This is a genomic window from Dysgonomonas sp. PF1-14, assembly GCF_029892965.1.
Classification (GTDB): Bacteria; Bacteroidota; Bacteroidia; order Bacteroidales; family Dysgonomonadaceae; genus Dysgonomonas.
The window spans coordinates 1-13,076 of record NZ_JARXWN010000024.1; the positions used below are offsets into that span (position 1 = coordinate 1).

A 13,076-nucleotide genomic window follows, 5' to 3' on the forward strand; every position below is an offset into this window, starting at 1 on the left:
AATTTATAGTATGTGTTACATTGGTCGCGGGCATAAATATCTTTCGCCCGATATAGTTGCGGGCGAAAGATATTTCGCCCCTACTACTACCTAAGAAAATACGACAATATTTATTATCCATTACTTAATTAGAATTTAAAGAGTTGACAATTTAAAATCGACGAAGCAAAGGCGAGTCAAAGTTGACACTTTTGTATTGTTTTTGTTTTCTCATTTTCAAGAAATCCCTCGTCTCTTAGCATGACCGGAAATCCAAATTTAACTAAAAGCTGACAAAAAAATCAACTTTTAAGTCGTGGATTAATAGCTACCCTTAAAAGGACTTTAGTCAAAGCTCATTTTGGCTAAAGCCATTTATTCATCAGCTTTGTTATCCTCCAGCTAAAGCAAGAGGCAACTGAAATTTTAACTAAAACCTTACAAACTGCACAGCCAACAGTTAACAAATAGTACTTCCAATTCGTTCTCGCAGTCACACTGACCGCAGGGAAGAGTCTCTTCACAAATTACCCCGTATTATTAACTAAAAGCTGACAACCAACGGTCACAGGAGTACAACGTATGTAAAAGTTACAGTTTGAGCTACACTTTGTTCCGCTGAACGGTGTTTCTAGTCATTAATCTACTAGCATGCTAGCTCTAAAAGGCTCCGCCAATTGTGTCACAATTTCTCTTTTTTCTCTCGTAGGGGTAGACCTGTGTGTCTGCCCGCTTATATGATTTTCGGGCGAACACATGGATTCGCCTCTACGACATCACGACTATTTTTTAACTAAAACCTGACAACTCTTACACATTTTACATCAAATTCAAAGATCACTATCATTGGCATATCGGCACATTACCTAATTAGCGCATTGATATATTATAGATAAATTTCGTACAATAAAACACAAGTCTGCAAGCGCCTTGCTACTGCGACTAATGATTACTTCATCTCATTTGTTTTATAAACCTTCGGCGTAGCGGCACAATTCAATTATCGCTTTTACATCTTCAAAGTTTATGTTGTTATCTTTGATGTATTGCTCCAATTGTTCTTTATGGGCTGAATATATCTTTATAAATTGTTTGAATTGAGTAAACTTCCTTTTCTTTCCATCCTTTTCTATCCAATATTCATTATGATGCGAATGTATTTCTATCTCATCACTTTTCAAAAAAGCGTGTGACCCTCCATCGCGCAGTTCTGCATAGCTTGTAGAAGAGGACACTTGACTCGTTCCGCCATAAGCGGCTTTTGAAGGTTTCTTGCGGCCTTTGGCATTGTATTTGGCATAGATAAGGGGCGATGTGGAGACAACCTCCTTCATGCCATCACCATCTAACAGGAAACTCCTGTCGCCAACTTTAACGAAAGCTATCTTGTCGACATCTGATACTACCTTTATCTTGTTGTCCTGACGGTCAATGAAATATAACTTTCCATCCAGAAGATTATAATTTACCCTTTCATTGGATTGCAGGTTCCCTTTGAAATGGACTATGGCTTCCTTATAGCTGTCAAAAAGATATCCGGATAAATTTTCTTGTGACAAAGCCAATGATATAAAGCCGGTCCATATTAATAATGTAAATAATATTCTTTTCATTTTTATCTGTATTATTTCTCCATAATTACTTTTTCAACAGATTCTCCTCTTTCAGGAAAAGGATTTTGTATAAGTTCTATTTCTTTTTTCGATTTAGGAGGTACAGTAATCCCTTCTTTAGTTTGCTCCACATAATACATTTTGCCATCCGCATCGTAATATAAATAATCGACACAAACAGCGCGGCGCCCCACAGCTCCCGATTCATCACCAATAGTAAGTGAAGCATTGTGATAAAACAAATACCATTGTTTATTAAATTCTATGATTCCGGGATGAATAGTAAAACTATTCTCAGCCATTCCTGTCAAAACACCTCTGTGCGTCCATGGTCCCTCTATACTCGGAGCAGTAGCATAATTTATCATTTCACGTCCTGCGCCCATTGATGCATAGGTCAGATAATAGAGATTATTATGTTTATGTATCCATGGTCCTTCTGTATATTCAGGCAGTTTTAATACTTCTATCTCACCATCCAGCTCAATCATGTTTGGTTTCAGCCTGACAAGAAAGCAAGTGCCGTTTCCCCAACTCATCCAGGGCGTACCATCATCATCTATAAACGTTGTAGGATCAATATCATTCCACCATCCTCTCTCTCCGTTAGGAGTCATGTCATCAGTAATAAGTGGAACCCCGATGGCATCCTTGAAAGGCCCCGTAGGGCTGTCAGATACCGCTACCCCAACAGTCTTGCAGTTATACGGTTCTCCGGCTTGAACGGTAGTGTAAAAATAAAATTTGCCATCTCTCTCCACTACCTGCGAAGCCCACGCATCCGAAGCTCCCCATTCAAAGTCGGTAGGTTTTAATACCGAGCCATGATCTTCCCAGGTTTTCATATCTTCTGTAGAATAGCACAGCCATTCTGTGATGTTAAACATTTCGTCTCCTTTAGCCTCGTCATGACCGACATACAGATACAGTCGTCCATTATGTACCATAGGTGCCGGATCGGCTGTAAACTTATCCTTGATTATCGGATTTCCTGTTATTTTAAATGTCTTTGGCTGTGCAAAGATTGTCAACAACGGGAATAAACAAAGTAATAGAAAGATTAATTTCTTCATAGCTGGCATATGTTTCAGTTTAGTTTTCAATTTGATTTATAGAGAAAATATTAGAACCTGTCTGAATTTTATTAGCTCAGATTTTTAAAGCTATTTTGGTGAAATTTAAATATGCTCTTATCATTACAGGATAATCTATTCTGTAAACATCCAGTAATCAAAATACATAAGGTGGCTCGAAGGCTCGCCTTTTACTACAAAATAAAGATCATGTACACCTGTAATCTTAGGTACATCAATGGTCATTAACTCCCAACGGTCACTCCCTCCCGTACGCGGTATTTTGATTGAGCCTAACAGTTGACCATCAACTCCACCCAGTCTCACTTCCATCGATACGGGTGCATTATGCGTTGTTCCTATCCTTGCTGTAAACTTTGATGCTCCTTTTTGACGGAAATCTACATCCCGCACCTTAATATATGCACCGTTTTTCTCCGCAGTCACAAATACGCCTGCTTTATCATTCTGCGAAGCCTTGAATCCTTCCGACCATGCAATGGTTTCTGCTTCGGTCTTTATATAAGGATTCAGTACACCGACACCTTTCTTTATTCCATCTTTCGTCATCGTCAGTTGGGGAATGGTGCCGTCTTTATTAAAATCGAATTGTTCGACACACACCGAACGGGTAAATCCGCCGCCACCTTCCAGATCACCGTTGTGATAGAAAAAGTAATGATTCCCCTTAAAGTCTATTATACCCGGATGATTGGTAAAACTCTTGCCTTGTGTAGGCATCAGCACTCCTTTATATTTCCATGGTCCGGTCGGGCTATTGCTGGTCGAATAGCCAATATGCTCAGGTATAGGGCCTCCGCCAAATATCAGATAGTAGAGATCGTTTCGTTTATAAAGCCATGGGGCTTCTTCATATAAAGTGGCTCTTTTGGGATCACCTTCACGTTTGCCAAAAGACTCTTCGGTCATTGGTATTTTTACTATCTCACCCTCATAGGATATCATGTTTTCGTTTAGCTTCACATAATAGCAATCGGGGTTTCCCCAGTATAGATATGCCTGATTGTCGCTGTCGATAAATACAGTAGGATCTATGTCGCCATGCCCGGTCTGAGCCAAAGGTTTACCAAGTGGATCGTAGAAAGGACCGTAAGGACTGTCGGCAACAGCGACTCCGATCGCCGGCTGATTTTGAAGGTCGCTAACCGGTACATACATGTAGAATTTTCCATCTCTTTCTATACATTGTGCTGCCCATGCATCTCCTCGTGCCCAACTAAATGTTTTATATGAAAGCGGGGAGCCGTGATCCGTCCAGTTTACCATATCGGCGGTAGAGTATAGTCTCCAGTCATTCATTGTAAACCATGTGGAGCCATCCTCATCGTGGCTTGTGTATAGATATAGCCTGTCGTTATATACCATCGGCGCAGGGTCGGCCGTATACATAGTTTGGATAATCGGGTTCTGGGCTTGAATAGTAATGCCCGCAATCAGAATAAAAGTAAGATTTAAAAGAGTCTTTTTCATTTAGCATTAGTTTATCAGGATCAAGGGCTTTCTTATTTCGAAAACACAAGAACCTGAATCCTCAAATAGTATAACTATAGCAAATATAACCAGCAATGCTGTCGCTGCCTTTTTAAATTCAGATATTTGTTTTTTAAAATTAGGTAATTGAAGCGAAAGGAGCTGTCTAAACAGGCAGCTCCTTTAAATATCGATGTAATAAGTCTTTATTCTAATATTTCTGTAGGTGATTTCCCAAAATGTTTTTTAAATACTGTACTAAAATATCCTATGCTAGAGAATCCACAAAGTTCGCTGACTTCCGTTACGGTATATTTCCGCGATTGGAGGAGTTCTAATGATTGGTTCAGCCGGATGGTCTTTATAAAATCGATAGGGGAGAGTCCTGTTAAAGATTTCATCTTTTTGTAAAGCAGCGATGAGCTGACATTCATGGAGGAAGCAAATTCGTCTTTTCCAAAATCCGAATTAGAGATATTACTGTTTACAACTTCATGTGCTTTTTTCACAAACTGGTCGTTAAGCTCATTTATGAAGATCGGTTGTTCTTCGTCAGTTCTCGTTATTAGTTTCAGTGCTTTCTCCCTTACTATTTCCCTGTTTTTTACTATAGTCTTTATGCGTTGGCTAAGAAGGCTTACATCAAAAGGCTTTGTTATATAATCATCGGCTCCGAGACCCAATCCTTCCAATTGTGTAGTCTTTTCAGACAAGGCGGTTAGCAATACAACCGGAATATGTGATGTCTCAAAGGTGGACTTCATCAGTCGGCACAATTCGAACCCATCCATATTAGGCATCATAATATCGGATACCACCAGATCCGGTATCTTTTTTTGTATCATAGCCCATGCCTCTTCACCGTCATCTGCTGTTGTTACATTATATTGCTCCTGTAGTGAATACTTTAGGAAAGTCTGTAAATCGTTATTGTCTTCCACTATTAATACATGGATTTTCTTTTCTGGTCCTACTTCCTTGTCTAAAATCTCTAATCCGGAAAAATCATTATTGGAAACAATTATTTCTTCAGGTTTTTCTTTATCAGATGCTGCGGGTTGCAGTACATCTGATACTTCTTTATAAGGAATAGTTATAGTAAAAGTAGAACCTTTGTTTTCTTTGCTGTCCAACGAAACAGTTCCATTGTGCATAGATACATAATTCTTGACTAACAGCAGCCCTATTCCGGAACCTACCATTTTGGAATTTACCACATTGTCTCCTCTGTAAAACTCTCTGAACAGTCTGTCTTTTGCTTTATCCGAGATACCAAGCCCATGATCTTTGACCGTTAATGTCCAGTAATTGTCTTCACATACCAGGCTTATTTCAATTTTACCATTCGGGTGTGAATATTTGATTGCATTAGAGATAAGATTATCAACTACTTTTTCAATTTTAAGCTCGTCTACAGCAGTAATGTAAGATTCTTTACTGGATTGGAATTCCAGATTTATATTTTGTTTTTTTGCTGCTGCGGCAAACATCGATTTCCGTTGCGATACAAGATTCACAATGTCTGTCATCATCAGAAAGACCTGTCCTTTTCCTATATCTACTTTCTGGAAGTCTAATAATTGGGTGGCGACAAAAGATAATCTACCCGACTGTTCTGTAGCCAGATTCAAATAATATTGTCCTTTTTCTGATAAGTTTTTCTCTTTATTCAGTTCTTCGATAGGGGCATTGATCAGCGTTAACGATGTACGAATGTCATGTGCCGTATTTGTGAAGAAACGTATCTTGTCTTCTGTGTGGCGTTGTTTTAAACGATTTATATAGATTTTCAGCGTGAAAAATATAATGCCTGCAATTATAGAAAATAAGATGAGGCTAAACCACCAGGTTTTCCAAAATGGCGGGACAACCTTGATTGTTAGCAAACGCTCATCTATAACCTGAGAGATAGAACTGTCATACATTCTTATTTTGAGCTCGAAAATGCCACTCGGAATATTTGTATAATTTATAACCGGAATATTAGTGGGTTGGCTCCACTCGGTATCGAGTCCTTCCATCTTCCACGAGAATTTAGAACCGGATGAAGAAACACCGATGGGAACCAATTCTAATGCGATCGTATTCTGATTATAGTTAAGATCGATCTTTTCCTGTTTGTTTACGGGAATTCCCCTAAGTAAGCTTGGGCTCTCCCTGATAGATCGTCCTGAAATAGTAATATCCTGAAAAAAGATCTGTCCCTGATGCTGTGCCTGGTATAACATATTCGGATCGATCATCAACGCTCCATTATTGGTACCCCAGATCAGGCTTCCATTTTTTAATTTACATGCAGAATTTATGTTGAAAGATATATTTGAAAAGGAAAAGATAGATGAATATACCTGGATACTATTATCTGAAGGGTTGTACTTCGATAGTCCATTTTCGGTTCCAATCCATAAGCACCCATTGGCATAAGTGAGGCTGTTTACGAAATTTGATGACAATCCGGACTCTGTTGTGATCCTGTTTACCTCTTTCTCTTTATTATAGTCATATTGCATCAATCCGACACCTGAAGCCATTACCCATATCTTATCATCTATCACCAATGTTCCATGTATAAGATAGCTGTCTAATAATCTTTCTTCATTACTGGTTTCCTTGTCAAGTAAGATAAGCCCGTGTGAACAAGATAGCAATAATTTACCCTGCGATAGTTCAGTAAATGATCTTACAGGCTGTGACGGATATAAGCGAAAACGGTTTTCCTTTGCCAAATAGCAAATAACATTGCTTTGTATGCCGCCAATCCATATATCGCCCTGACTATCTTTGAAGATATCGAAAATAAACCTGCCGGGAAAATCAGAATTCCTTTCTTCCTGAGAATAATGTAATAATTCTCTTCCGGTATTGCCATCTAATACATAAACTCCTGATGAATAGGTTCCTGCCCAAATGTTTCCATTATTATCTTCACATAATGCAAGGAAAACCTGTGCTTGTTCGTGTTTATTCTGATAGAAAATATCCCACTGATTTGTAGATACTTTCCATCGGCTGATACCATTGTTTGTCGCAAACCAAATATTCCCTCGGCTATCTTCCAGTATTTTATTCACATAATTGTTCCCTAGCGAATTAGGAGTATTTATCTTGTGGGCTATCTGTGTTACAAGGGGTGATTCCTGTTCGAAAAAAGAGAGTCCGCCACTATAGGTAGCAACCCAGACTTTATTGCTCCCATCGCAAAAGATATCGTAAACTCCATCTCCTCTGATAGAGGAGGGGTCGTCAATGTCTTCCTTGTATATACCCAGCAACACATTTCCTTCATTATTCAATTTCCATACTCCTTGTCCATCAATTCCGATGAACAGGGACGAATCGATGTTTTTCTTTATACTCAATATGGGTTGTCTTGGAAAATTAGAGATAGATACTGCTTTTAATGTTTTATCTTTGAAATTATAATAAAAGAGACCGCTCGACACAGTTCCAACCCATAGTCTGTCAGATTTATCGTCATAGAAAGAAGCCGAGACATATAGTTCCTTATCGGCATCATTCTTATGTAACAATTTACTGGAGAAAGTCTTGACATCAAGGGTGTAGATACCTTCTAATGTTGTATAAATAAGATTGTGATTATCATATAACACAATGTTTTGTACTTCTGTCTGCTCTTTACTCACCAACTTGAGTAGACCTCCTTCATAGCGAAACAAGCCTAATGATGAAGATACCCACATGGCATCTTTATTATGAACGATAATGCGGTGTACTTGTAAAAAATTATCATTTAATAAATCTCGAAAGTCAATAAACAGATTGAATTTATCTAACAATTCATCATACACAAATATTTGTCCATTATTAGTGTATGCATATAACTCAGACTCCTTATAGACAAGCTTTACAGAGATAACATCTACTGACTTATAGGGAAGATGATAAATACGATAATCATCTTCTGTAACTCTTAGTATCCCCGACTTTGAGGAAGTCCATATGAAGCCATTATCATCCTTGCAAATAGATGCTGTCTCCCTTACGGAAATCCCATAGATTGAATTGATGCTATAGAACTTTGCGTCTGATGGATATAAAGTTAGAACGGATAGCAAAAAAAGAAATGTACTTATAACTAGTTTTTCTTTCATAGTATTATTAAGACTCCTGATTTTATGGTCGTTTCTTGTTTTTACTTAATAGTATATAAAACAAGGATCGCCCATTTGATACAAAAATAAGAATATTTTCTTTGAATGATCATCATATGTGTTATAGATGTGTATTAACAGAGCTGATTTAAGAATTGTTGTATCGGGACAGGCGCAGATTCAATATTCAATATGAGGACTGTATTCTCAATTTTCATTGATGGCAATGTCAGTGTGTTATTACTATCTCTCAACACCAAAGTTTGGGTAACGAGTAGCTGTCCGAAATTGTTTTTTTTATGGATCTGAAAGGTGATACTTTTTATAAGTATTATAAAAAAACTCTCAAAGTATTAACTATGAGAGGTTTTCGTTGCTTGATGGCTTTGAGTTTACTTAAAAACTCTTGCCGGTTTGGTGACCTCGGAGGGGCTCGAACCCTCGACCCACTGATTAAGAGTCAGTTGCTCTACCAACTGAGCTACGAAGTCGTTTTGTGAATGCAAAAGTATAATAATTATTTTTTTTAAGGAAATTTTTTAAGCCAGAAACTATTAAAATAGTTATTTTTGTATCGAAAAGCCTTCCTTTTCCGTGTATCTTAGGAGCAACCACGTAAAAAACAAAGATTGTAATGATAAAAAAAGAACCCGCTTTGGTCTTGTTTTCAGGAGGACAAGACTCGACCACATGCCTGTATTGGGCATTAGAAAAATTCTCTTCCGTTCGCACCCTATGCTTTACTTATGGTCAACGCCACTCTAAAGAGGTAGAAGTGGCCAGAACGATTGCGGATAAGGCAAATGTACCGTTCCAGTTATTGGATGCATCTATTATCAGCCAGCTATCCGTAAATTCGTTGACAAGTGATATTGTAATGGATCAGGAAAAACCTACAGATTCGTACCCAAATACATTTGTACCCGGGCGAAATTTGCTTTTCCTGACGTTTGCAGCTGTTATAGCCCGCTCTCATGGTATTCGTCATATTGTGACAGGCGTTTCAGAAGCCGATTATAGTGGTTATCCCGATTGTAGAGATACATTCATTCTTTCGGCAAATGCTTCGATCAATCTGGCAATGGATGAGCATTTTCAGATTCATACACCATTGATGTGGCGCGATAAAGCTGCTGTATGGCAACTGGCAGACGAATTAGGGGTTTTCGATATCGTTCGTACACAAACCCTTACCTGCTACAATGGTATTATTGCTGACGGCTGTGGACATTGTCCGGCCTGTAAGTTACGTAAGCAAGGTTTAGAGAGTTATTTAAATAAGGAAAAATAAGATGAAAATAGAAGGTCTTAGCCATCTTGGCGCAAAAACAGAATACAAAGATGATTATGCTCCCGAAGTTCTCGAAGCATTTGAAAATAAACATCAGGGAAACGATTATTGGGTAACCTTTAATTGTCCGGAATTCACTAGTCTGTGTCCTATAACCGGACAGCCCGATTTTGCCACTATACACGTCAATTATTTGCCCGATGTAAAAATGGTAGAAAGCAAAAGCCTGAAATTGTACCTCTTTAGTTTTCGCAATCATGGAGCTTTCCACGAAGATTGTGTAAACATTATTATGAAAGATCTGGTAAATCTGATGAATCCTAAATATATAGAGGTAATCGGATTGTTTACACCACGCGGGGGGATTAGTATTTACCCTTATTGCAATTACGGCCGACCGGGAACGATGTATGAAATGGTTGCCAAAGAACGCCTGTTGAGACATAGTCCCCAACAAACATATAGATAAACTAATAGAAAAGAGGTGAAATATTTTCACCTCTTTATTCTTTTATCACCCTATCTTCGGACGTTTCTTCTCTATCCGTTTATATACAATGGCAAACCATGTAGGCAGGATAATACCCTTGCAAATAGTAGAAATGGCGATAGCCCACCATACCCCCGTAATACCCATCTGTGATGCCAGATAGTATGCCAAAGGGATACGCAGCGCATTGAATGTAATGCTGATAACAGCGGGTTCTATAGTGCGCCCTATTCCGTTGAACATACCTTGCGTAGTAAGCTCAAACATCATGAATATCTGTACCAACCCCATTACAAACAAGTATTCGGCACCGGCTTTCATCGCATTCTCTTCGGGTACTATGATGCCGAATATCTGTGCGCCGAACAGTACAAAGCAAATGCTGACGATAACGCCCACAGTGAGCATTACCCTGATGGTATAGATATATGCCTTTTTACCTCGTTCTATTTTGTTAGCTGCATAGTTCTGGGCTACAAAAGCACTTAGAGCAGTGGAGAATCCTTGCGATGTATTCCATGTCACCGCCTCTATCTGTCCACCTGTTGTTTGTGCCATCATACCCAGATGCCCGCCATGAATAGATGCTACCCGTGCCAGATTCATATTGATGATGGCATACAGCGAATTCATGATAGATACAGGCGTTCCCAAAAAGAAGATGCGTTTCAGGTAAATGCCTTTCGGTTTGATGAAGAATTTGAAATTGCCCAATATGCGACTGCCGAACCTGATCTGGTAGAAGAACAGTGAGAATACAAATAACTGTGCCACAACTGTGCCTATTGCAGCCCCATGCAATCCCATTCCCATACCGAACATCAATATAGGGTCTAGTATCATATTCAGTACAAGCCCGGCTGCATTGTTTCTGAACGGAACGATGCTGCGTCCTGCTCCGTTGTATATCCCGGTGAAGTTGTACGACAGAAACTGAAACGGCAGGCTGATGGTAAGTATGCGCAGATATAGTGCTGCATCGGCAGTAATATCGGCTTCCAGCTTGAAGAACGAAAGAATAGGGTAGGCGAATATAAACAGGATGGCTACCCATAGTATCGCCAGACAAATAGATACTGTCGTAGAGTGGGAGGCATAGATAGCAGCACGCTTCATCTTTTTTGCCCCTATAGATTGTCCTACCGCTACCTCTGAGCCGATCATGGCCAGATAAGCGACCGATGCCGTCAACCATAGCAACATGCCGATAGCTCCGATGGCTGCTTCTGACTTGGTCGCTATCTCCGGATGCGAAACTGTGCCCAGCCGCCCAACCCACGACATGGCTAATAGGGTATATGCCATTTGCAGGAAACTTGTTCCCATCAGTGGTAAGGCAAGGCGTATGAGGGTCGAAAATATTTTCCCTTCCGTTAGATTATGTACACCCTGTTTCATCGATGATAGCTGAAGTACATGAGATTATAAATCTTTAAGTAGTTTAGATCCGTATTCGGATGGTTCCCTGATGGCAAGTATAGTTTCCCATTCACTTCTGAACTGAATATCAGTATCTATTATAAAATCTTCCGAGCCGTACTTATCTATTTTCTCAAACAGATAACTAACCGAAATATGATTAATATCCAGAGACGGTATATATGCCGGAACTAAAGCATCATCCGTAGGGGTTTCCACTATTATACCTATCTGTTGCAGGTAGAAAAGTGTATCGCCCGTTAATTTGGTCGGGATTTTATAGTTCTCCGACAATTCATCTGCCGTATATGGTGGCAGCCCTTTCTCGAACCGCTTTACGATAAGTGTCATTGTCAGCAGGGTGATGAAGTCTTTGTAACGACGGCTGATATTGGATGTCTCATGCTCGAAACTAAACTTGTTCACATTCTGGAAGGCAAAGGACAACTGTACGCCAAACAAGACAAGGAACCATGTAAGTTGCAGCCATAGCAGCAATAGCGGCAAGGCGGCAAAGCTACCATAAATGGCATTGTATTTCGTTATCCAGAATTGTCCGCTGATATACAGCATCTGGAATATCTGGAAACATACACCTGTGAAAATACCACCCAGAAGCGCACTGGTAAAGTGTACCTTCGTATTCGGGATATAGATGTACAGAATGGTGAAGAGCAGTATTGTCAACAGATACGGAATTATTTTCATAAACGGGCTTATCACCAGTCCCAGCAGATACTGCTGCTCGGCAGTCGTACTTAATATAATGGTTAGCCCCGCATTGCAGATGAGGAATACCGGTGCAATAATGATGAGAGCCAGATAATCGGTAAACATGCGAAAGTATGTACGCCCTTTCTTTATCTGCCAGATATTGTTGAAGTTATCCTCTATGTTAGAAAGCAGGTTGATTACCGTATATAACAACAAAACTACGCCGATACCCAAAAATACGCCACCTTGTGCATATTCTATCGACTTGTCGATAAAAGCCATTGCTTTGTCGAGCATCTCCTCCTGCCCTGCAAAATAGCTGAATAGCTGAGTCTTAACAATGTTTTGAAACCCGAAACCCCGAGCAATGGCAAACAGTACGGCCAATAGCGGAACAATAGACAGCAATGTGCTGTATGTCAGTGCCGATGCTCTTGTAAACAATTGTGAGCCGTCGATATTGCGTATGGCCAGTATAAAAGTCTTTATAACATTGTAAAGCCCTATCTTCCTCGATGACCTGTCCTTTTTGTTTATCCGCCAGATGTCATAGGAGAGGAAGTGCAGTAACTTCTTTACAAAATCTTTTATCTTCTCTATCATACTCATTTAATATATAGCCTGTGCCTTTATTTCGATGAATAATACAGACACAAAGATAATTCGTTCTTTGAAAGGAAACGCATTCACAGTAGATAATGTTTAAAAATATCCGTTATACCCGATCGGAAGCTGTGTTATTAGCTGTATTTTTATATCCTTGTAAAATAACCTCTCCGGCTTCGCTTTGCCCCCTCTTTCTTTGGAGCAGGGCTGTTAAGTTCTACGAGTTGCCACGCCTTTTAACGTGTGGATTCAAAGTAATGCCTAAAAAGACTTTAGTTAAATCTGTTT

General features: G+C 39.4%; 8 protein-coding genes and 1 tRNA gene. 2 read left to right on the forward strand and 7 right to left on the reverse strand.

What is annotated here, in order from left to right; translation table 11 throughout:
* Positions 1-947 precede the first annotated feature (947 nt).
* The 5 genes from M2448_RS19165 to M2448_RS19185 all read right to left on the reverse strand — a co-directional run bounded on the left by M2448_RS19165 (position 948) and on the right by M2448_RS19185 (position 8,759).
* Positions 948-1,592, reverse strand: a complete 645-nt coding sequence (locus M2448_RS19165) for a hypothetical protein (protein WP_280645051.1) — start codon at positions 1,590-1,592, stop codon at positions 948-950.
* An 11-nt stretch (positions 1,593-1,603) separates the two neighbouring features.
* Positions 1,604-2,665 (reverse strand): glycoside hydrolase family 43 protein, encoded by a 1,062-nt coding sequence (locus tag M2448_RS19170; protein WP_280645052.1) that lies wholly within the window; start codon positions 2,663-2,665, stop codon positions 1,604-1,606.
* Between the two features lie 135 nt (positions 2,666-2,800).
* The gene (locus M2448_RS19175; protein ID WP_280645053.1) at positions 2,801-4,156 is read right to left on the reverse strand and encodes a glycoside hydrolase family 43 protein; all 1,356 of its coding nucleotides are present in this window, start codon (positions 4,154-4,156) and stop codon (positions 2,801-2,803) included.
* A gap of 206 nt (positions 4,157-4,362) precedes the next feature.
* The gene (locus M2448_RS19180; protein WP_280645054.1) at positions 4,363-8,268 is read right to left on the reverse strand and encodes a hybrid sensor histidine kinase/response regulator transcription factor; all 3,906 of its coding nucleotides are present in this window, start codon (positions 8,266-8,268) and stop codon (positions 4,363-4,365) included.
* Between the two features lie 415 nt (positions 8,269-8,683).
* A tRNA-Lys gene (locus M2448_RS19185) sits at positions 8,684-8,759 on the reverse strand.
* Between the two features lie 143 nt (positions 8,760-8,902).
* Between M2448_RS19185 and queC the strand changes: the two genes are divergently transcribed.
* Positions 8,903-9,559 carry a 7-cyano-7-deazaguanine synthase QueC gene (gene queC, locus M2448_RS19190; RefSeq protein ID WP_280645055.1) on the forward strand — a complete coding sequence of 219 codons (657 nt, stop codon included), beginning with the start codon at positions 8,903-8,905 and terminating at the stop codon, positions 9,557-9,559.
* A 1-nt stretch (position 9,560) separates the two neighbouring features.
* A complete protein-coding gene (gene queF, locus M2448_RS19195; protein WP_280645056.1) occupies positions 9,561-10,028 on the forward strand; it encodes a preQ(1) synthase in 468 nt (155 codons plus the stop codon).
* Positions 10,029-10,073: 45 nt separating this feature from the next.
* On the opposite strand, the gene M2448_RS19200 is transcribed toward queF, so the two are convergent.
* On the reverse strand, positions 10,074-11,447 hold the full coding sequence (locus M2448_RS19200) for an MATE family efflux transporter (RefSeq protein WP_280645057.1): 1,374 nt from the start codon (positions 11,445-11,447) through the stop codon (positions 10,074-10,076).
* A 24-nt stretch (positions 11,448-11,471) separates the two neighbouring features.
* Positions 11,472-12,785: a YihY/virulence factor BrkB family protein gene (locus tag M2448_RS19205; RefSeq protein WP_280645058.1), complete on the reverse strand. Its 1,314-nt coding sequence runs from the start codon at positions 12,783-12,785 to the stop codon at positions 11,472-11,474.
* Between the last annotated feature and the right edge of the window lie 291 nt (positions 12,786-13,076).